The organism is Leptolyngbya boryana PCC 6306 (genome assembly GCF_000353285.1).
Taxonomy (GTDB): Bacteria; Cyanobacteriota; Cyanobacteriia; order Leptolyngbyales; family Leptolyngbyaceae; genus Leptolyngbya; species Leptolyngbya boryana.
The window spans coordinates 508,590-527,587 of the sequence record NZ_KB731324.1; the positions used below are offsets into that span (position 1 = coordinate 508,590).

Annotated in this window: 21 protein-coding genes and 1 pseudogene; 10 read left to right on the forward strand and 12 right to left on the reverse strand. The window is 46.6% G+C overall.

Annotated features, from left to right (window positions below; translation table 11 throughout):
- Nucleotides 1-14 precede the first annotated feature (14 nt).
- Entirely contained in the window at nt 15-359 is a 345-nt protein-coding gene (locus LEPBO_RS0102380; protein WP_017285928.1) for a HepT-like ribonuclease domain-containing protein, read from the reverse strand.
- Complete coding sequence (locus LEPBO_RS0102385) at nt 349-684, reverse strand: nucleotidyltransferase family protein (protein ID WP_017285929.1); 336 nt, start codon at nt 682-684, stop codon at nt 349-351. Before LEPBO_RS0102385 ends, LEPBO_RS0102380 begins: the two co-directional genes overlap by 11 nt.
- 97 nt (nt 685-781) lie before the next feature.
- Between LEPBO_RS0102385 and LEPBO_RS43260 the strand changes: the two genes are divergently transcribed.
- A complete protein-coding gene (locus LEPBO_RS43260; RefSeq protein ID WP_017285930.1) occupies nt 782-1,786 on the forward strand; it encodes a GUN4 domain-containing protein in 1,005 nt (334 codons plus the stop codon).
- A gap of 184 nt (nt 1,787-1,970) precedes the next feature.
- Here LEPBO_RS43260 and LEPBO_RS0102395 read toward each other — a convergent pair whose 3' ends face one another.
- Nucleotides 1,971-2,297 carry a type II toxin-antitoxin system PemK/MazF family toxin gene (locus LEPBO_RS0102395; protein ID WP_017285931.1) on the reverse strand — a complete coding sequence of 109 codons (327 nt, stop codon included), beginning with the start codon at nt 2,295-2,297 and terminating at the stop codon, nt 1,971-1,973.
- Nucleotides 2,285-2,548, reverse strand: a complete 264-nt coding sequence (locus LEPBO_RS0102400; RefSeq protein ID WP_017285932.1) for an AbrB/MazE/SpoVT family DNA-binding domain-containing protein — start codon at nt 2,546-2,548, stop codon at nt 2,285-2,287. The genes LEPBO_RS0102395 and LEPBO_RS0102400 overlap by 13 nt, the downstream gene beginning before the upstream one ends.
- A 124-nt stretch (nt 2,549-2,672) precedes the next feature.
- Between LEPBO_RS0102400 and LEPBO_RS0102405 the strand changes: the two genes are divergently transcribed.
- Both LEPBO_RS0102405 and aroF read left to right on the forward strand, forming a co-directional pair.
- Nucleotides 2,673-3,473, forward strand: a complete 801-nt coding sequence (locus tag LEPBO_RS0102405) for a mechanosensitive ion channel family protein (RefSeq protein WP_017285933.1) — start codon at nt 2,673-2,675, stop codon at nt 3,471-3,473.
- Nucleotides 3,474-3,824: 351 nt separating this feature from the next.
- Nucleotides 3,825-4,670: a 3-deoxy-7-phosphoheptulonate synthase gene (gene aroF, locus LEPBO_RS0102410; protein ID WP_017285934.1), complete on the forward strand. Its 846-nt coding sequence runs from the start codon at nt 3,825-3,827 to the stop codon at nt 4,668-4,670.
- Nucleotides 4,671-5,126: 456 nt separating this feature from the next.
- Here aroF and LEPBO_RS0102415 read toward each other — a convergent pair whose 3' ends face one another.
- Complete coding sequence (locus tag LEPBO_RS0102415) at nt 5,127-6,869, reverse strand: Rqc2 family fibronectin-binding protein (RefSeq protein ID WP_017285935.1); 1,743 nt, start codon at nt 6,867-6,869, stop codon at nt 5,127-5,129.
- A gap of 60 nt (nt 6,870-6,929) precedes the next feature.
- On the opposite strand from LEPBO_RS0102415, the gene remA reads away from it, so the two are divergent.
- Both remA and gmk read left to right on the forward strand, forming a co-directional pair.
- Nucleotides 6,930-7,175: an extracellular matrix/biofilm regulator RemA gene (gene remA, locus LEPBO_RS35915; RefSeq protein WP_017285936.1), complete on the forward strand. Its 246-nt coding sequence runs from the start codon at nt 6,930-6,932 to the stop codon at nt 7,173-7,175.
- A gap of 135 nt (nt 7,176-7,310) precedes the next feature.
- On the forward strand, nt 7,311-7,883 hold the full coding sequence (gene gmk, locus LEPBO_RS35920) for a guanylate kinase (RefSeq protein WP_017285937.1): 573 nt from the start codon (nt 7,311-7,313) through the stop codon (nt 7,881-7,883).
- A 104-nt stretch (nt 7,884-7,987) separates the two neighbouring features.
- On the opposite strand, the gene LEPBO_RS0102430 is transcribed toward gmk, so the two are convergent.
- Nucleotides 7,988-8,512 carry a photosystem I reaction center subunit XI gene (locus tag LEPBO_RS0102430; RefSeq protein WP_017285938.1) on the reverse strand — a complete coding sequence of 175 codons (525 nt, stop codon included), beginning with the start codon at nt 8,510-8,512 and terminating at the stop codon, nt 7,988-7,990.
- 373 nt (nt 8,513-8,885) lie between these two features.
- Between LEPBO_RS0102430 and LEPBO_RS0102435 the strand changes: the two genes are divergently transcribed.
- Genes LEPBO_RS0102435 through LEPBO_RS0102445 form a run of 3 tightly spaced genes read left to right on the forward strand, consistent with a single transcriptional unit; the run spans nt 8,886 to nt 12,248 of the window.
- The gene (locus LEPBO_RS0102435; RefSeq protein WP_017285939.1) at nt 8,886-9,194 is read left to right on the forward strand and encodes a hypothetical protein; all 309 of its coding nucleotides are present in this window, start codon (nt 8,886-8,888) and stop codon (nt 9,192-9,194) included.
- A 55-nt stretch (nt 9,195-9,249) separates the two neighbouring features.
- On the forward strand, nt 9,250-10,776 hold the full coding sequence (locus LEPBO_RS0102440) for a M16 family metallopeptidase (RefSeq protein WP_017285940.1): 1,527 nt from the start codon (nt 9,250-9,252) through the stop codon (nt 10,774-10,776).
- Nucleotides 10,777-10,781: 5 nt separating this feature from the next.
- Entirely contained in the window at nt 10,782-12,248 is a 1,467-nt protein-coding gene (locus LEPBO_RS0102445; protein WP_017285941.1) for a M16 family metallopeptidase, read from the forward strand.
- 150 nt (nt 12,249-12,398) lie between these two features.
- On the opposite strand, the gene LEPBO_RS0102450 is transcribed toward LEPBO_RS0102445, so the two are convergent.
- Together LEPBO_RS0102450 and LEPBO_RS0102455 are read right to left on the reverse strand one after the other, a co-directional pair.
- Entirely contained in the window at nt 12,399-12,752 is a 354-nt protein-coding gene (locus LEPBO_RS0102450; protein WP_017285942.1) for a HepT-like ribonuclease domain-containing protein, read from the reverse strand.
- Nucleotides 12,742-13,086, reverse strand: coding sequence for a nucleotidyltransferase family protein (locus LEPBO_RS0102455; RefSeq protein WP_017285943.1), 345 nt, complete (start codon nt 13,084-13,086; stop codon nt 12,742-12,744). Before LEPBO_RS0102455 ends, LEPBO_RS0102450 begins: the two co-directional genes overlap by 11 nt.
- Before the next feature lie 185 nt (nt 13,087-13,271).
- Between LEPBO_RS0102455 and LEPBO_RS0102460 the strand changes: the two genes are divergently transcribed.
- Nucleotides 13,272-14,144 (forward strand): alpha/beta fold hydrolase, encoded by an 873-nt coding sequence (locus tag LEPBO_RS0102460; RefSeq protein ID WP_017285944.1) that lies wholly within the window; start codon nt 13,272-13,274, stop codon nt 14,142-14,144.
- A 97-nt stretch (nt 14,145-14,241) separates the two neighbouring features.
- Here LEPBO_RS0102460 and LEPBO_RS0102465 read toward each other — a convergent pair.
- From LEPBO_RS0102465 to LEPBO_RS0102480, 4 genes and pseudogenes are all read right to left on the reverse strand, one after another.
- Nucleotides 14,242-14,430, reverse strand: a pseudogene (locus LEPBO_RS0102465) (NAD(P)H dehydrogenase subunit NdhS); the annotation flags it as partial.
- 103 nt (nt 14,431-14,533) lie between these two features.
- Nucleotides 14,534-15,820, reverse strand: coding sequence for a rod shape-determining protein RodA (gene rodA / locus LEPBO_RS0102470; RefSeq protein WP_017285946.1), 1,287 nt, complete (start codon nt 15,818-15,820; stop codon nt 14,534-14,536).
- Between the two features lie 12 nt (nt 15,821-15,832).
- The gene (locus LEPBO_RS0102475; protein WP_017285947.1) at nt 15,833-16,903 is read right to left on the reverse strand and encodes an Mrp/NBP35 family ATP-binding protein; all 1,071 of its coding nucleotides are present in this window, start codon (nt 16,901-16,903) and stop codon (nt 15,833-15,835) included.
- 50 nt (nt 16,904-16,953) lie between these two features.
- The gene (locus LEPBO_RS0102480; protein ID WP_017285948.1) at nt 16,954-17,460 is read right to left on the reverse strand and encodes a hypothetical protein; all 507 of its coding nucleotides are present in this window, start codon (nt 17,458-17,460) and stop codon (nt 16,954-16,956) included.
- A gap of 328 nt (nt 17,461-17,788) precedes the next feature.
- Here LEPBO_RS0102480 and hemF point away from each other — a divergent pair, with 328 nt between their 5' ends.
- Nucleotides 17,789-18,850 carry an oxygen-dependent coproporphyrinogen oxidase gene (hemF, locus tag LEPBO_RS0102485; protein ID WP_017285949.1) on the forward strand — a complete coding sequence of 354 codons (1,062 nt, stop codon included), beginning with the start codon at nt 17,789-17,791 and terminating at the stop codon, nt 18,848-18,850.
- The last annotated feature ends 148 nt before the right edge of the window (nt 18,851-18,998 follow it).

Consider the following 18,998-nt stretch of genomic DNA (forward strand, 5'->3'; position numbering starts at 1 on the left):
TAGTGTTATGCTGCCTACCTTTCTTGTATCAAGCTTTCGAGTTGTTCGCGAAGGGTTGGCAAAACTGAGACAACGATTCTCCAAACGATTTCTTGGTCAACTTGGTCATAGCGATGAGCAATAACATTCCGAAGCCCGATCGTATTTCTCCAGTCGATTTCAGGATGAGCTTGCTGAAATTCAGTTGAAACCCGACGTGCTGCTTCTCCCAAAATTTCTAGTTCCCGCTCCACCGCTCTTTGAATGAGCAGACTGTCAAGATAACCTGTTTCAGTGAGTCCACTTGTGAATTCTTGAATGTGCTGAATTGCGCGCAACATATCCCAGAGAGAAGCAGTATCTCGATCGTTATTCTGCATAGATGATTCGGTGAGATTGCAGGATATTGGCGCGGCGGTAAGGATTCTGAAGTTCCTTTTTCTGAATTAAGTCAACGCTTCTGCCAAAGAGAGCCTCTAATTCGCGTTGTAAATCCATGAAATCGAAAAGATTCCAGGGATGCTGAGGCGCAAAAGTAATGAGGACATCAACATCACTATTCGGTCGAAAATCTTTTCGCAACACAGAGCCAAATATTGCAAATTCTTGAATCTGCCAGCGCTGACAAAGTTCCGCGATCCTTGCTTGTGTCGTCTGTAAGCGATCGCGCAGAACTGTTTGTAAATCAGGTTGAAGTTCGATCATCGTCCAAATTTTGATCAATGCTCCCCTAGTGTACAAGACTCTTAAAATCACTAAAATTGGACGATAGAATATATCTGCCTGTATGAGATGTTTCAGGATGTCAATCAGTATCTTCTTCTCCTACTCTCACAAGGATGAGGCACTGCGGGATAAAGTCGCGGAGCATTTGAGTGCTTTGAAGCGGAGTAATGTGATTCAGGAATGGCACGATCGATTGATTCCAGCAGGCAGCGAATGGAAAGATGAAATCGATCGTAACTTGAGAACTGCTGACATTATTTTGCTGTTGGTGAGTGCGTCGTTTCTTAGTTCGGACTATTGTTGGAGTGAGGAGCTGAAACGGGCAATGACCCGGCATGAGACTGGGGAAGCTGTTGTGATTCCTGTAATTCTGTGTCCTTGTGATTGGCAAGATACACCTTTTGCAAAATTGCAGATGTTACCGAAAGATGCGAGAGCAGTAACGTTGTGGAGTAATGAGGATGAAGCGCTAACAGACATAGCTCACGGTATTCGAGGTACTGTACAACGGGTTGCTGAACGGAAGCAACTTGAAACAAAAGCAAGCGATCAAAGAACTGAGCCAACGTTAGAAGCGCCTGAAATTCCTCCAGCTATGCAACCTTCATTAGAGAAACAACCAGAATATGACTCGTTATTTGATTACATGCCATTAGGGAAGATGCTGAAAGCTGGTAAATGGAAGCAAGCTGATCAAGAAACACTCCGAGTGATGCTTCAAACTATGGGAAGGCAGAGAGAGGGTTGGTTGCGTGTGGAAGATGTTCAGAAATTCCCCTGTCTAGATTTGCGAATGATCGATCGCCTGTGGTTGAAATACAGCGACGGGAGATTCGGTTTTAGTACGCAAATAAAAATTTGGCAAGAGTGTGGGAGTCCCACAGATTACACACAGGACTGGTGTACTTTTAGCGCGCGAGTCGGTTGGTACATGGCAGAAGGCTTTATTCTTTATCCTAACTGGGTGTTTATAGCTCCTCAAGGACATTTTCCAAGTTTGGCATTCAAAGGCACAATTTGGCGATGGGGAATGTATTCTCTTGCCCAGAGGCTTGCTAGCTGCGGCACACAACAGTTGTAGCATTTAGTTTTTTAGGCTTCGTATTGTGGAGTGTTTTACTTAATTGCGAGAGGAAGAATTGTCGATTCCTGAGCCGATAACACTTTTTGAACATGAGGAAGTGTGAAATCCAGCGATCACACTTCCTCTATCTTCTAACCGCAGAAGAAATTTTTACAGTTTCTGCCTAGCTGATTAAGCCAAGTTAGGCAGCAAAGAGGTCAGCTATCGTATCGAGAAGCGCTCTTTGCTCCTCGCCAATTTGACCCAGAAATTGAACAAGTCGGGTTTTATCTACTGCTCGAATTTGATCTAGGACAATCTGACCCGCTTTGCCTTGAAACTGACAATCAACTCGAAATGGGAAGTTTCGTCTTACAGAAGTTAATGGAGCTATCAAAACCGTTTTGAGTAAACGATTCATCTCATCGGGAGAGACGATTATACAAGGACGGGTCTTCTGAATTTCAGATCCAACAGTTGGATCTAGCTGAACAAGAAACACATCAAAACGACGAACTACCATTGCCATTCGGTTTCGTCCCATTGAGTTGAGGTTTCATCATCCAGCAAGCCTTCATCCCCAGATTTTGCGATTTCTGCATCGATCGCTGCTTCCCATCCAGCACGAGGATGAGATACAGGACGAATAATCAAGCGATTGCCTTCGACTTCGATTTCAACTTCACTTTGAATGCCACTTTGCTCTAGTAACAGCTTCGGAATCCGAATTCCTTGAGAATTACCAAATTTGACAAGTCGAGTCCGAATTGTTCCACTCATAAATTAAAATCACAATGTATATACATTGTGATTACTCAGAACGAAATTTGTCAATAGTGATGCGGGATGCTTCACATTTCTTCTGTAGAATCCTCACTAGATAAGCTAGAGGAGGTAGAAACTCATGACATTCAATGCTCAAACAGTGACATCCCTGAGTGATACCTTGATCAATTTGGCATCTCAAAATCTGCCGAAAGTGATTTGGGCGATCGTGATTCTACTGGTTACTCGTTGGATCGCAGACGCTATTCGACCGATCGGATTTCGCATACTTAAATATGCAGAGCCAACCCTGCAAAAGTTCCTGATTCAAGTCGCATCGATTATGGTTTGGATTGCGGGAACCGTTGCAGCTTTAAATGCAATCGGGATTCAAACGACAACCGTGATTACGATCATTGGTGCAGCAGGTTTAGCCATTGGTTTAGCTTTGCAAAATAGCTTGTCCCACTTTGCGGCAGGCGTGATGTTAGTTAGCTTTCGACCATTTGAAGTCGGAGACTCGATCGAAGGTGCAGGTGTCGCAGGCATGGTTGATAGTATTGGATTGTTTTCGACGACGATCGTGTCGCCTGATAATGTCCGCATTACCGTGCCCAATAGCAATTTATTTAGTGGAACTCTGAAGAATAATACGATTATGGGAACGCGGCGAGTCGATTTGCAGATTAATATTGGTCATCGCGAAATTGACTCGACCATGACGCATCTGTTATCGCTGGTACAACCTCATCCCCTCGTATTGCGCGAACCCCGTCCAACTTGTCACGTCGAGAGCATTACACCTGACGCAACAATTTTGTATTTACGTCCCTGGTGCGCTGCGATTCATCACGAACAAGTGCGATCGGAGATTTTACAACTCGTTCAAGAAGCACTTCAATCCATCCCCGCCAAACAAGCCGCCCAATCGGGTACTTGACGAACCTAAGAAAGCTCTGTTAGGGTTCAAAGTAACAGATTTACAAGCCAACCTAGAGAAATGCAACTCGGCACTTCCTACTTTTACTTTTTTTGGCGATCGGCGGTTCACCCGGCGAGGTAAATCCTCATGAGTCCGTCCGGTGAACCGCAGAGTAACATCTGCGGTTTTTTTATTCTCAAAATCTTCTTTGCAATGACTTATCTCACTTCCTGGTTTTACGGTTTTTACTTTTTTACCCGCAGGCGCTCTGGGTAAGTCATTTGCATGTGTGATTGCAACCCGGAGCCTCAAATCAGGTTCCGGGTTTTTTGTTTGAAGTTCACGAAACCAATTTAAGGAGTTCATTCCATGAAAGACGCTAGATTAGTCCGCAAAACTGAGTCCACTTCCAACTCAATCGTGTCTCTGTCAAATAGTGTTGCCATTGGCGGCGAAGCGATCGTGATTATTGGTGGCCCTTGTGCCGTCGAGAGTTTGGAACAGATGGAAACGATCGCACGGGAATTAAAATCGGCTCCGATTCAAGCATTACGGGGAGGTGTGTACAAGCCACGCACTTCCCCTTATTCTTTCCAGGGTTCTGGTTTAGCTGGACTGGAAATCTTAGCAACCGTTCGTCAGCGCTATGATTTGCCGGTCGTCACAGAAGTCATGGCAATTTCTCAAATTGAAGAGATCGCTCAATATGCTGACATGCTGCAAGTGGGCAGCCGGAATATGCAGAATTTCGATTTGCTCAAGGCTTTGGGACAGACGGATAAGCCGATTCTCCTGAAGCGAGGACTCGCAGCAACGATCGAAGAATTCGTGATGGCAGCCGAGTACATCATGAGCCACGGCAATCCGAATGTCGTGCTGTGTGAGCGAGGAATTCGCAGCTTCGATAACTACACCCGCAATGTTTTGGATTTGGGTGCTGTAGCTGCGTTGAAGCAAATTACGCATTTACCTGTGATTGTTGATCCGAGCCATGCGGCAGGTCGGCGAGAATTGATTGCAGATTTGTCGAGAGCCGCGATCGCGTGTGGAGCAGATGGATTAATCATTGAGTGTCATCCCGAACCTGATCAATCGGTTTCAGATGCACAACAGGCTTTGTCGATCGAGAGCATGATGCAGTTGGTGCAAAGTGTGCAGCCTGTGGCAAAAGCAGTGGGTCGAACCGTCTATGAAGGATGTTTCGCGATCGCTTAGAGTTTTGAGCTTTATGGAACGAGTTGGAGGCGATTGTAAGTTCAAGAAGACTTCTAGATTCCCAAAATGAGAAGACTCCGGGGACAACTGAATCACTCCAGCCGTTGCAAAAGAATCAATAATCTGAGTATTAATTCAGACTCAATAACAAGATCAAAATCAGTCTAATCGCTCAAAGATCGCAATCTGTTGTTACATAACATACAATGATTTTTATCGGATACTGATAAACATAAATAAAGAGCCAACCCCTTGAGAGATCGGCTCTGAATCAACCTGTTGTCGTTTCACATTGGAGAAAACCCATCTGCGCTTTTTCCCAAAATTGCAGCGGGTTCATAGAGTAATAATCCCTATTCGCTTGCTATTGTAACAACATACACAAAACTTTTGTCATGAAACTTCATGGTTCTCGGACATATATCTTCCTGATGACTGATTCTCTCTTTCTAAGATCTAGCTAATCGGTCGGTGCGATATCGCAAATTCTCTACCCTGCTGCGGTTGCCCCCAAATGACCCGCTCCTGTTTATAGATAACGGTTCCAGGCTTTGCGCCCTTCGGTTTATAAACGTGTTTTGGTTCTGTGTAAACTACGGGAACTTGTTCGCTTTGACGGGCACGGCTATGAAACGCGGCTAAATTTGCCGTAAATTGCAGATCTTGTTCATCTGCGATCGCTCCCGGTTCCAGTCTCAACAAAACATGACTGCCCGGAATTTCTTGAGTGTGAAACCACAAATCGTATTCCGTCGCCGTTCGGAACGTGAGTTGATCATTCTGGCGATTATTCCGACCGATCAAAAGCTCAAATCCGCCTGGCGTTTTGTAGCGGTAGGGTTGAGTTTCAGAATCTTGCTGAGTTGTCGCTTTTCGATACTCAGAGCCTTCGAGATAGCCTTCCTGAACTAATTCATCCCGGATCTCTTCGAGCGCTTTCAAATCGTCTGGAGTTTCGTAGCGATCGAATTGCGCGATCGCCGTTTCAATCTCTTCTAAATAAAACATCTCATCTTGAACCGCTTTTAATAAAGGTTCGATCGCGGCACGAGTTCGCTTTAATTTCTGGTGCTGCTTGTAAAGGCTTTGAGCATTCAGAACTGCATTCTTTTCTGGATCGAGTGGGATGGTTACAGGCTCCCCGGTTTCAAAATCGCAAAGCTCGATGGATTGCATACCTGGCTCCCACAGATGTAAATGAGCCATGAGCAAGTCCGCTTGTTGCTTCGCTTGGTCTGCTCGATCTGAGCGGTCTAATCGACTCTCAAATCCTTCTGCTTTGACTCGTAGCTTTCCAAGGACAGCATTTAATCGCTGAGTGATCTGGTGAAGCAGTTGAGTAAAAACCTGCTGATTCAACTGATCGCGATAATAGCGATCGATCATGTTCTGAACGCTCGTTTCTCCCTGACCCCAGAGCACTGTATAGCCGGACGAAGTAAATCCTGGCTGAAAATTCTCAGCTTCAAGCGATTTCAACCAAAATTGCCAACATTCAAATAATCGTTGCCATTCACCGTCAGACATTTCATCAGTTAAGCGATCTGGCTGAATTTCTGCCGCTTTAACCATCGATAAAACCAGCGAAGAACTTAATCCTCGATAAGCTTTGACCAGATTTTTCCGAATTGCACCTGGAACAAGAGCAATTCTCGATTTCCAACGTTCAAAATCTTCTGCCAAACTCGGAGCCGGATCGAGTCGAGCAGGCGGCAACTCATACGGCTGCCCTGTCTGAATCGGACGCACACTCGATTGATTGGAACTCACCTGATGAGCTGCTGTAACAATTGCATTTTCCTGATTCACCAAGATGGCATTGCTATACTGACCCATAATTTCAATATAGAGATGCCATAGCGCAGGCTCCCCAGGACGATGAGCGAACTGCAAATCGATCGCTCTTTCCCAAGGAGAAACAGGCTCGATCGCGACCAAGGCTAATCCACCTAGCTGATGCCGCAATTGCTGACTAAATGTGAATGTATCCGGATCGCGAGGCGGCGGCTCACTCATATGCATCCGGGCTGCCTGCGGATGCCAGGATAGAGTTAACCATCCCCGCTGCTTTAGCGTTCGCAACGCCAATAAAACTGTAAAGCGATCGCGCTGATACGCCTGTTCAAATCTGGCTGGAAGCCACTGCGATCGCAATTCCGCACAGACCGCCATTAGCGTTGTGAAATCAACTGGTTGCATTTTCTACCCCCTCTTATTTTTTCAGTATTGTGAAAAAACAAGTTCTCTCAATTTTTTCTCATGACGGAGATCAAACTCATTAACATCGGCTTTGGCAACATCGTCTCCGCCAGCCGAGTCATCGCGATCGTCAGTCCCGAATCCGCACCCATTAAGCGTATCATCAGCGACGCCCGTACAGGGGAGAAGCTGATCGATGCCACCTATGGACGCAGAACCCGCGCTGTCATTGTCATGGACTCCGGTCACGTCGTCCTTTCAGCGATCCAACCTGAGACAGTTGCGCATCGTTTTTTAGAAGGGTAGAACTAAGAAAACCGTAATTTCCGAGAAAATTTTATTTTTTCCGCCGAATCCTTCATCCTATCAACGAGCGTTGCAAGCTATACTCACAGAATCAGAAAACTGGGAACACTAGCGCATCAAATTAATTAGGCAGCCATGAGCAAGGGTAGACTAATTGTTTTAACAGGGCCAAGCGGAGTCGGAAAAGGAACCTTGCTAAAGTCGCTTCTTCAGCGCCACAAGGACGATCTATTTCTCTCTGTCTCGGCAACCACTCGATCCCCCCGCCCCGGAGAAGTCGATGGCAAAAATTATCACTTTGTCACCCGACCACAATTTGAGCGTATGGTCGCCCAAGGGGAATTTCTCGAATGGGCTGAATTTGCTGGGAATTGTTACGGCACTCCTCGCAAGCCCGTCGAAGAAAAAATCCGATCCGGAAAATGGGTCATTCTCGAAATCGAACTCGATGGCGCTCGCCAAATTCGGCGATCGTTCCCGAGCGCTCTGCAAATCTTCATCGCTCCGCCTTCCATGGTAGAACTCGAAGCTCGCATTCGAGGACGCGCCCAAGATCCTGAAGCCGCAATTTTGCGTCGGCTCCAGAGAGCTTGGGAAGAGATAGAAGCAGCAGGGGAATTTGACATTCAGATTGTCAATGACGATTTAGAGCGGGCGCTGGGCGAAATTGAAATCGCTTTATTCGAGCCAGTTGCAGCTGTCTGCTGAGTCAATTTAGCGCAGCAATTTGTCTCGTGCAGTCAAGTTGACTACACACTACAACAAGTGGGCGATCTTTATGATGCCCACTTAGTTTAACGGGTTAACAGAGTTTACAGACCCGTCCCAAAGTGCTGGAATAAGGCTGTATTGGACAATAAGAAGTAGGTCAGAACCGCGCCGAGAACCCCGCCAAGCAGAAATCCACCTGCGTACTCATTCCAACCGTGCCCAGTTGCGAGTTCTTGGGGCGGGTTAGGAGTAGTAATCGTTGCAGTAGGAGCGGGGGGATTGGTTGCGCCGTAGAGTGAGATGCTCAGGGCTGAAATCAAGAGCAACCCAAATCCGGAGAGCAAGCCAGAGAGCGCTGCCATTGGAGTGTCGCGTAAAGGACCTAGCAAGGTAAAGGGAAGAATAATCCACAGCCCGTGGAAAAAGCCGACTTCTAAGCCGCGACGTTGAGGAGAAAGACCTTGGCGGTAAGCAGGCAGCGCTGAAAGATAGGATTTGACGAGCGGAGAAGAATTGATTGGCGTAGATAGGTTGCCGTCATAAATATCAGCACCGGGAGAAACGACCTCATTATTGCGGGGATCTCTGGGGTCATTCGTTGCTTCAGGATGTCTGAGAACTTGCATAAGAAATAGATCCAGTTTTATAGGGTTCTAGAAGCGATCTTAGAAATGCACCAAGCCAGCTTCATCAGCCTTTAGAAGTGAGGAAAAATCTTTCTTTTGTTAGACCAGTTTCGGACGCTGCGATCGCCGGATATCGATATGTTGCGATCGCTGGAAATCAACTGCAAGATTTGGAATGTAAGGGTTTATAAACCTGTAGCCCGATTTACAGCTTGATTTTTAGCCCCAGTGCAATAATCATTGCAATCTAGTTCACCAAGTTTCTTTATAAAGATTTAAGATTTAGCAACAACTCGCCCCAAACCTAGAAATCCCCCGTATTGTTAGAAGAGTTCAACCTGTTCATTCAAGTTCGTTTCATTGAGGTGAATCTATGTCATTTGGCATCACCATCAGTTATCTAAGGTCGCTATTGCTCGCGGTGTTGCTCAGCTTTCTTACACCGATCGCGTTAATTGGCAGTGCAATCATCATTCTGCTCTGCATTGGATCTGTACCGGGATTGATGTTGTTCGGGCAAGCCTGCGCGACTCAATTGCTCTATTTCCTTGCAACCTTTGGCAATGGCAGTGCTTGGGAAGGTGTCATTGTTATTGGATGCGCGTGTGCTGTGGTCGGTGGTTTGTTTGATACGTACATCTTTACAGTTACGACTTCAACGGATAAGTTCGACGCAAAATAGGTCAATTTTGACGAAACTCTCTAGGATAGAGAACGTGCCTTAAGGGTTTCGTGGAATGAAAAGAATAAGTCGAGCGATCCTGAGCTTTGGATTAGTTTTTCTGTTGAGTTGGCAAAGTGCGCCAGGAATCGGATGGGCGAGAACTCTGCCTCAGACTCAATCGATTCAGCCTTATCTCGATCGAGTCATTCAGAATATTACCGAGTTTAAGTTAGAGAATGGCTTGAAGTTTATTGTTTTGGAGCGGCATCAAGCGCCAGTGGTTTCGTTTCTCACTTATGCCGATGTCGGTGGAGCGGATGAGCCAGAAGGAAAAACTGGCGTTGCCCACTTTTTAGAGCATTTGGCATTTAAAGGAACAACTCGGATTGGAACAAGTGATTACAAAGCCGAGCAGCCACTCCTAGAAAAATTAGATCAGCTAGCAGCAGAGATTAAAGCTGCAAAAGATCAAAAGAAAGATGTCACAGCCCTCCAAGCAGAATTTACTCGCATTGAAGCTGAAGCCACACGGCTAGGGCGACAGAACGAATTAGGGCGAATTGTTGAGCAGGCGGGTGGAGTTGGCTTAAATGCAAATACGTCCGCAGATGCGACTCGCTATTTTTACAGTTTTCCGTCGAATAAGTTAGAGCTTTGGATGTCCTTGGAATCTGAGCGCTTCTTAGACCCAGTGTTTCGAGAGTTTTATCAGGAGAAATCTGTCATCCTCGAAGAAAGACGGCTAAGAACTGAGAATTCTCCGATCGGGCAATTGATCGAAGCCTTCACAGGAAAAGCGTTTACAGTTCATCCTTATCGCCGCCCAGTGATTGGCTATTCACAAGATTTGGTCAATCTGACTCGCCAGGATGTAACGGACTTTTTTAACACGCATTACACTCCGAATAATTTGACGATCGCAATTGTCGGCGATGTCAATCCCACCGAAGTCAAACGTCTCGCTCAAATTTATTTCGGTCGATATAAAGCAAAACCTGCACCGCCAGAAGTCCTTGCAGTCGAGCCACCGCAGACGCAGCAGAAAGAAGTTACCCTCAAGCTGCAATCTCAGCCTTGGTATTTGGAAGGCTATCATCGTCCGGCATTGAACCATCCAGATAATGCCGTCTATGAAACGCTGACATCGATTCTCAGCGACGGACGGACTTCTCGACTCTACAAATCGCTGGTCGAAGAGAAAAAATTAGCATTAGCCGCACAGGGACTAAATGGATTCCCCGGAGATAAATTCCCGAATTTGATTTTGTTCTATGCGTTGACGGCTCCCGGTCGATCGCTCGAAGAAGTGGCATCTGCACTGAGAGCAGAAATTGAGCGCTTAAAAACTCAGCCAGTTTCAGCACAAGAACTCGATCGCGTTAAAACTCAAGCTAGAGCCGGATTACTGCGATCGCTCGATTCTAATATGGGCATGGCTCAGGCATTGTTGGAATACGAGGTGAAAACGGGAAGCTGGCGGAATTTGTTTCAGCAAGTTGATGCGATCGAGAAAATTACTCCTGCGGATATTCAGCGAGTTGCCACCGCAACTTTTACTGATCAAAACCGCACCATTGGTCGAATTTTGCCGCAAGGATAAGCACGATGAAATTATTCCGACTCTCAAGTTTATTTGTTCTTGCCTGTCTGGTTGTTTTGCTGCGGGTTCATCCCGCCGTGGCAGATACGCCCAAGCATTATACAGATCTCAAATTCTCGTCCCCTCCAGAGGTCAAAGTCCCCGACTATACTCAGTTCAAGCTCAAAAATGGCTTAACCGTGTATTTGATGGAAGACCACGAATTGCCTTTAGTGAGTGGAACTGCGATCGTCCGAACTGGGGATCGATTTGAACCTGCAAATCAAGTTGGACTCGGTGAACTGACAGGAATAGTGATGCGCTCTGGCGGCACTCAGAAACGCAGTGCCAATCAGGTGAATCAATTCCTAGAACAACGTGCCGCCAGCATTGAAACGAGTATTTCAACCACGGCTGGAAATGCGAGCTTCAATACGCTGACCGAAGATTTGCCAGAAGTTTTTGATCTGTTTGCAGAAGTGATTCAACAACCTGCTTTTGCAGACAATCAAGTCACGATCGCGAAAGTTCAAGCCCAGGGCGGAATTGCTCGACGCAATGATGACCCGAATAGTATTGCAGGACGAGAGTTTCAGAAATTGATCTACGGTGCTGAGAGTCCTTATGCTCGAATCACTGAGTTTTCAACACTTGCAAACATTACTCGCCAGGATTTAGTCAATTTCTATCAGCGATCGTTCCGCCCGGATCAGATGCTCCTTGGAATAGTGGGAGACTTTGATCCGAAACAAATGCGATCGCTAATCGAAGCAAAGTTTGGAACCTGGAAACCGACAGGTCAAGCGATGCCTCGTCAGCTTCCACAGGTCACTCAAGCCAAGCAAGGCGGCATTTTCTTTGTCAATCAGCCTCAATTGAATCAGAGCTATCTGCAAATTGGACATTTAGGCGGATCGTTGAACAGTCCTGACTATCCGGCTTTAAGCGTGATGGAAGATGTGCTAAGTGGGTTTGGGCGGCGATTGTTTAATGAAGTGCGATCGCGTCAAGGCTTAGCTTACTCAGTGTATGCAAGTTGGGGGGCGCAGTTTGATCATCCGGGTGTGTTTTTAGCAGCGGGAGAAACGCGATCGCAGGCAACCGTGCCATTCATTCAAGCTGTGAAAAAAGAGATTGAACGGATTCGCAAAGAGCCGATTTCACAAGAGGAGCTAGGATTTGCGAAAGATACAGTTTTGAATTCGTTTATCTTTAATTTCCAAGATCCAGCACAGACGCTTTCTCGATTGTTGCGGTATGAGTACTATGGCTATCCCAAGGATTTCATTTTCCAGTACCGTAAAGGCGTAGAAGCGACGACAGTTGCAGATGTACAAAGGGTTGCACAGAAATATTTACAGCCTGAAAAGTTAGTCACGATCGTGGTCGGGAATGAGAAGGAAATTAATCCACCGTTATCGACTTTAGGACAACCTGTAACAGCGGTAGATATTACGATTCCAAAGCCAAATCAGCCTGCGGCAGGTCGATAAAAGTCTGACTGCGGTTTTAGAAAGTGGTTCTAAAGCCTCCCACTCCAAGGTAGTAGTTCATCACAACCAAGCTGATAGGGAGATAGGGGAAAGGTCTGAAATCATAGTTATGGTTACATCACCTCATCTCCCCACTCCCCACTCCGCTCGTTACTGGCTCTCTTCGGGCGGTTCTAGTAGGGGTTCGAGGCGGGTGAGTAAATCAGGGATGCTGGTCTGTGTAATGATCCAAATTGTCTCTAAGTCCACACGATCGTACTGGTGAGCGGCAATATCTCGAAGACCAGCCATGTCGCGCCAAGGAATATCGGGGAACTGCGATCGCAGTTCTGTAGAAACGCGCTTCGTTGCTTCGCCAATGATGATGTAAAAGTAGAGGACTGCCGCTTGCTTTTCTCGATCAGACTGAAACGCTTCAAGGGTCAAAGCCCGCACGGCACGCTGAATTTGTTGAGCAGCATCTACAATATCTAAAATCGCTTCTGCATCGCGATTAGTTGCCATAGATTACCTGTGCCGATTCCAAGATGTTGCGTTTCCGAATCCAGTTTCGGCTTTCCTGAATTGCCTTCTTACTAACGAGATCCACTTTACGTTGAAGCAGGGCTTCGAGTTCATCTTGCATATCTAGCCATTCCGTTAGCCCTTGTTTTGCCGTTGGATGAAACGCTACCAGCACATCGACATCACTTGTATGCGGTTGAAAATCGTCGCGCAGGATAGAGCCAAATAGAGCAAACTCCAGGACATGCCAACGCTGACAGAATTCAGCAATTTGGTCAGGAGAAACGTGCAGCCGCTCACCTAAAATTTTGTCAAAAGCCAGGTTAGAACTCATTGCGATGATGGGGTGTCTGATAGTTTTGGTCGATTCCCAAGCAGGTCGCCTAGTCTTTTATTTCTAGCATTATATGCTCATAGTACATTTTAACCTCTACTTCTCAAACTCTATTGCAAGGTATTGATCATCAGCCGAATGTGAGAGCTAGCTAGAATATATTTGATGCGTTCAAAGCGAGGCTCATGCTGCAATTTCAGCCCCCAGGATTTAGACAGAAGAATACTCAAACTAGCTTAGGAACGATCGCTTACTACACTCAAACTGAAGTGGTAGAAAGATCTCCCATCGTCTTTCTCCATAGCTTCGGTGGCGGTTCCTCGGCTTATGAATGGTCAAAAGTCTATCCAGTATTTGCAAGACAGCATCAAATCATTGCGCCGGATCTTTTAGGTTGGGGAGAGTCAAGTCATCCCGCACGAGATTACCGAGCGGAAGATTATGTATCATCAATCGCTGAATTTCTCCCAAAAGTAACCCGTGAACCTGCAATATTAGTGGCTTCTTCATTGAGTGGTGCATTAGCGATTCGCGTCGCAATTCAGCATCCTGACTTAGTGAAGTCACTGTTTCTGGTGTGTCCATCTGGATTTGATGATTTTGGCGAGGGAGCAGGCAGACGAATTCCCAGAGAGATTATTAATACACCGATTTTAGATCGCGTGATTTATGCGATCGGAGCCACGAATGAATTCGCCGTTCGGAATTTCTTAGAGAATTTCTTGTTTGTGAATCGCGATCGCATTACTCCAGAGATGGTAAATGCCTATCTTGCATCTGCGCGTCAGCCCAATGCAGAGTATGCAGCGTTGGCATTTTTAAGAGGAGATTTGTATTTTGATTTGTCGCGGTACTTGCCGCAATTGACAACGCCAACTGCGATCGTTTGGGGAGAAGAAGCGCAGTTTACCGATGTACGATTAGGACAACAGTTGTCGGACTTGAATGAAAGAGTGCAATCGTTTGAAGTCGTGCCAGACTCAGGCGTATTAGTCGCGTTAGAGCAACCTGCGATCGTGGCTGGACTATTACAAGAATTTTTGAGTGCAGAGAAGTAGGAACTGCACTTTTTCCTGTTGGGAAGCTGCATATTGCAAAAACTCCAAGTTTTCAGAAAACCTGGAGTTCTAAAGAATCTTCAAAAAATTGAGCAGATTACTTTCCTGCCTTTTTCTTCCCAGTTTCAACCACTTCAAGTTCCGACATTCTAAACGTGATTAGTTTATCCCAGTTGCCCCCTTCAAACAGGACTGCAACTTTCCCATCGCTAATCCGCTGTACGAGTCCTTGGAACCCGTAGTAAATATCGTTAACATTCGTCACGCGAACGGCTGAACCTGGTAAAAACATAATTCTGCTTCAATACGTTTCACTATCAGTTTACCGTGGCTCTCGGCTTCCCTGATATTGATTCTCGTCGATGCGATGATCGCACTTTTCCAATTGATTAGAATTTTGACTTCTGTCGAGAGTTCGCCACTGATTCGACTAACCCGATCGCCAAAAAATTCATCAGCAATGCCGCATTCCCGTGGCTTAACCAAGGCAGCGGAATTCCCGTAACAGGCGCAAGATTAATCGTCATGCCGATATTGATCGACACTTGGAAAATAATCATTGAGAACACACCCACGGCAATCAGTGAACCAAACTCATCCTTTGCACTTTGAGCAATAATCAGCAGACGATAACAGATCAGCAGATAAGCGCCCAACACAAAAATCGAACCGACAAAGCCTAATTCCTCACCGATCGCAGTAAAAATAAAGTCTGTATGCTGTTCAGGGACAAACTCTAGCTGGGTTTGAGTGCCATGAAACAATCCTCGTCCGAAAGTTTCTCCAGCCCCGATCGCAATTCGTGACTGAATGACATGATACCCAGCCCCCTGCGGATCTTGATCTGGATCAATCAGCGTCAGAATCCGAGCTTTCTGATAGTCATGCAGCACAAATTGCCACAGCACTTGACCAAGCCCGCCCGCGACCGTATTAATCACAACGGGTACTAAAATCCCGTAAGTCTTCCACGGCAAAGTTCTCCAGGCAACCACCCCAACGAAAGCAATCCACAGTCCTAGCCCCACAATCCCGATCGCGCCTTTTGCCACCAACGTTGTGAACAAAATCGCAGAAATGACTGGAGAAATCAGCAACAATAGCCAGCCCGGATTCGCATTTCCCCAATACAATATCCCGAATGTAATGGCACCAAATACCAGCGATGTGCCTAAGTTAGGCTGTAAAAAGATTAACGCCCAAGGCAAAGCAGCGATCGCCAAAACTTTCAGCATTTGAGGCAACGTCGATGCCGATCGCTGATGCAAAATCGCAGCTAGCGTAATAATAGCGCCCAACTTCGCAAACTCAGACGGCTGAATCCCGAACCCAAAGACATTTAGCCATCGCTGTGCCCCTTTTTCCTCGACTCCCACGACCATTACCAGCAGCAGTGCTACATTGGTCAGACCATAAATCCACCATTTCCAAGCCAGCAGCGCGTCATAACGCAGCCGAGAGATGACGAAGATCAAACAGGTGCCCACACTCCCAATCAGAGCGTGAAACATCCAGTCCCGTCGCTCCGTATGATTCAGTTGCACACTGTGAATCATCAACCCTCCTAAAATAGTCAATGCTAGGACTGCGCCTAACAAAAACCAGTCCATATCTTGCCAGGGTTGAAGCCAAGGTCGGAGCGTAGACGGAATCGGAGACTTTTTCTTGCGAAACATAGAAATTTGAGCTTATGCGAGTGCTGCAACGGATACTTTAGCAGCAATTTGCTGAGCAATCTGTGTCAATGCTTTTGCCGAAGCAGAATCGGGATCGCCAACGACGATCGGAATTCCCTTGTCTCCGCCCTGACGCAGCGGGATTTCCAACGGTACACAGCCCAACAAAGGCACATTTAGCTCCGCCGCAGTCTTTTCGCCTCCGGCTGAACCGAAAATGTCATACTGTCGATCGGGCATGTCCGGCGGAATAAAATAACTCATATTCTCAACGATGCCTAACACTGGGACGTTCAATTGTTGAAACATCTTCAACCCGCGCCGAGAATCCAGTAGCGCAACCGTTTGAGGAGTTGTAACAATCACTGCCCCCGCCATCGGAACCGCTTGCGCCATCGTCAATTGAGCATCTCCAGTTCCCGGAGGCATATCGACGATTAAATAATCGAGATCACCCCACCGAACTTGATAGAGAAACTGACGAATGACACCATTCAACATCGGACCTCGCCAGATCACAGGCTGATCCTTGTCGATCAGAAACCCCATCGAAACTAATTTGACTCCGTGATTGAAGGCAGGTTCGAGAATTTCACCTTGTTCTGTTTGCGTAACTGCAACACCCGATCCTTCAAGCCCTAACATTGTCGGAGCATTCGGTCCATAAATATCGGCATCGATTAACCCGACTTTAGCGCCAGCTTGCGCCAATGCCACTGCAACGTTAACGGCAACTGAGCTTTTCCCAACGCCACCTTTACCACTGGAAATCGCAATAATATTTTTCACACCCTCGATCCCAGTACGATCGGGTAAAGATTTTTGCTGTGGTGTCTCAGCGGTCACTTCGACTTCGACAGATGTCACACCGGGTAAAGTTTTAATCGCCCGCTCACAGTCTTCGACAATAAACTGACGTAACGGACAGGCAGGAGTCGTTAAGACTAATGTGAATCGAACCTTGCCATCGTCGATCGACACATTGCGAATCATGTTCAACGCCACCAAACTTTTTTGGAGTTCAGGGTCTTGAACTGGTTTAAGCACTTCTAAAACGGATTCTGCACTAAGAGTTTCTAGCATGGAGAGATCGAGTCAGGGTTTGATTCGATCTTACCGTTCTACGGATCTCGTTAGAAGTCTAAACAACTGCGTTGATTCGATCGCGGTAATTCTGGCTGTTCCGCCGCATGTGCCAAATCCTCAGCCACTCGTGCCGCATAGGGCTTAATAATTGACCAAATCAATGGCGACAACCACCCCTGCAATGTCACCGAATACGCAATACTCGTGCCCGAAACGGTTGATTTCACTTCGTACTGAATCCGTTCCTCAAGCCCAGGAATTGCCATAATTCTCACACTCAACAATTCTCGCGGATCAACCCGCTCGACAAAAATCCGAATCGGAAACGGTCCCAATCGCGTCACCGCTTCATAAATCAATCCCGGCTTTGCCACCTGCCCTCGCGGAACATTCGTGTGCGAAATCATCGGATGCCACGAGACATCCGCTAAATCGATGACTTTTTTCCAGAGATCATCGACCGACGCTGAACTAATCGCTTGGTACGATCGCGCTAATGTCATTTCGACACGTCGCCGCTTGCGGTAGAAGAATGTCCAAGGAAAGTTCAGCATAATATTCATCTCCTCTAAGGCGAACCTGTACGCTAAAGCCGGGGTGATTGATCTTAGCCAAATTGAGTCCCCGATCGTCATCCTTCTCAAGATGCTGACCGACTTCTTGGGGCAGAAGTCACAGAACGTTATAAACATTTACGATCTCTACTTTCCGCACAGGATGCGCGATTCGCACCTTGTAAATCGGCTCAACTGTTTAGACAGGAACCGTTTCGCGATAGTCTAATTGAACCGTCTAGATTGAGCAATCCTGCTGCTCGAACCTAACGGAACCTTTAAACTTCTTCACCGATAGTAAAGCGATTCGTTCCAGGAACCGACGTTTATGACTGCCTTCTCCACTTCCGACAAGACCGAAACGACTCAAGCGCTACCGCCTCAAGATTCAAGAGAGCGGGTGAGCCAATGGATGAAATCTTTCCAGGATCAAGTTTGTAAAGGCTTAGAAGCCGTTGATGGTGAAGCGACGTTTCGCGAAGATAGTTGGACGAGACCCGAAGGCGGTGGCGGACGATCGCGAGTCATGCGCGAAGGTCGTGTGTTTGAACAAGGCGGAGTCAATTTTTCCGAAGTTTGGGGCAAGGATTTGCCACCCTCGATTTTAGTGCAGCGTCCCGAAGCGAAAGGTCATAGCTTCTATGCGACGGGGACTTCGATGGTACTGCATCCCCGGAATCCTTACATTCCAACCGTGCATCTGAACTATCGTTACTTTGAAGCAGGTCCCGTTTGGTGGTTTGGCGGTGGTATTGATTTAACGCCTTACTATCCCTTTGAAGAAGATGTTATCCATTTTCATCAAACACTAAAACAAGCATGTGACCAGCATCATTCCGAATACTATCCCACCTTCAAACTCTGGTGTGATGAGTACTTCTATTTGAAGCATCGCAATGAAACTCGTGGAGTTGGCGGTATCTTCTTTGACTATCAGGACACTCAAGGCGTTTTGTATCCGATTTTCTATCCAGGTTCGCAAATGGACACCCCTGCCGCACAATACAGTCAACAAGTGGGTGCAGTGCAAGGTCGGACTTGGGAAGATCTGTTTGCGTTTATTCAATCTTGCGGAAATGCGTTTCTGCCTGCATATACGCCGATCGCTGAAAAACGCAAAAATACCGAATATGGCGATCGCGAACGCCAGTTCCAACTCTATCGCCGGGGACGGTACGTCGAGTTTAATCTGGTCTACGATCGCGGCACAATTTTTGGCTTACAGACCAATGGACGCACAGAATCGATTCTGATGTCACTGCCTCCGATGGTGCGGTGGGAATATGGGTATGAACCAGAAGCTGGAAGTCCAGAAGCTCGGTTGTATGACATTTTCTTGAAGCCACAAGATTGGATCAATTGGTCACAAAACGGGGCACACTCAGCTTAATGGTAATTAGCCATTAACATCCATTTGTTAAGCCTTGCATGTCGAGGGAAGCGTTTTTCTAGCGCTTCCCTCTTTTTGCAGAAGGTAATGGTGTTAGCATTTTCCCTGATTTGGGCATAACTGACCTAGAGAATCCCCCCAATCGCTT

Coding starts and splice junctions, on each gene's coding strand:
- LEPBO_RS0102380 (WP_017285928.1), bottom strand. CDS start 359: ATGCAGAATAACGATCGAGATACTGCTTCTCTCTGGGATATGTTGCGC.
- LEPBO_RS0102385 (WP_017285929.1), bottom strand. CDS start 684: ATGATCGAACTTCAACCTGATTTACAAACAGTTCTGCGCGATCGCTTA.
- LEPBO_RS43260 (WP_017285930.1), top strand. CDS start 782: ATGTCAATCAGTATCTTCTTCTCCTACTCTCACAAGGATGAGGCACTG.
- LEPBO_RS0102395 (WP_017285931.1), bottom strand. CDS start 2,297: ATGGCAATGGTAGTTCGTCGTTTTGATGTGTTTCTTGTTCAGCTAGAT.
- LEPBO_RS0102400 (WP_017285932.1), bottom strand. CDS start 2,548: ATGAGTGGAACAATTCGGACTCGACTTGTCAAATTTGGTAATTCTCAA.
- LEPBO_RS0102405 (WP_017285933.1), top strand. CDS start 2,673: ATGACATTCAATGCTCAAACAGTGACATCCCTGAGTGATACCTTGATC.
- aroF (WP_017285934.1), top strand. CDS start 3,825: ATGAAAGACGCTAGATTAGTCCGCAAAACTGAGTCCACTTCCAACTCA.
- LEPBO_RS0102415 (WP_017285935.1), bottom strand. CDS start 6,869: ATGCAACCAGTTGATTTCACAACGCTAATGGCGGTCTGTGCGGAATTG.
- remA (WP_017285936.1), top strand. CDS start 6,930: ATGACGGAGATCAAACTCATTAACATCGGCTTTGGCAACATCGTCTCC.
- gmk (WP_017285937.1), top strand. CDS start 7,311: ATGAGCAAGGGTAGACTAATTGTTTTAACAGGGCCAAGCGGAGTCGGA.
- LEPBO_RS0102430 (WP_017285938.1), bottom strand. CDS start 8,512: ATGCAAGTTCTCAGACATCCTGAAGCAACGAATGACCCCAGAGATCCC.
- LEPBO_RS0102435 (WP_017285939.1), top strand. CDS start 8,886: ATGTCATTTGGCATCACCATCAGTTATCTAAGGTCGCTATTGCTCGCG.
- LEPBO_RS0102440 (WP_017285940.1), top strand. CDS start 9,250: ATGAAAAGAATAAGTCGAGCGATCCTGAGCTTTGGATTAGTTTTTCTG.
- LEPBO_RS0102445 (WP_017285941.1), top strand. CDS start 10,782: ATGAAATTATTCCGACTCTCAAGTTTATTTGTTCTTGCCTGTCTGGTT.
- LEPBO_RS0102450 (WP_017285942.1), bottom strand. CDS start 12,752: ATGGCAACTAATCGCGATGCAGAAGCGATTTTAGATATTGTAGATGCT.
- LEPBO_RS0102455 (WP_017285943.1), bottom strand. CDS start 13,086: ATGAGTTCTAACCTGGCTTTTGACAAAATTTTAGGTGAGCGGCTGCAC.
- LEPBO_RS0102460 (WP_017285944.1), top strand. CDS start 13,272: ATGCTGCAATTTCAGCCCCCAGGATTTAGACAGAAGAATACTCAAACT.
- rodA (WP_017285946.1), bottom strand. CDS start 15,820: ATGTTTCGCAAGAAAAAGTCTCCGATTCCGTCTACGCTCCGACCTTGG.
- LEPBO_RS0102475 (WP_017285947.1), bottom strand. CDS start 16,903: ATGCTAGAAACTCTTAGTGCAGAATCCGTTTTAGAAGTGCTTAAACCA.
- LEPBO_RS0102480 (WP_017285948.1), bottom strand. CDS start 17,460: ATGCTGAACTTTCCTTGGACATTCTTCTACCGCAAGCGGCGACGTGTC.
- hemF (WP_017285949.1), top strand. CDS start 17,789: ATGACTGCCTTCTCCACTTCCGACAAGACCGAAACGACTCAAGCGCTA.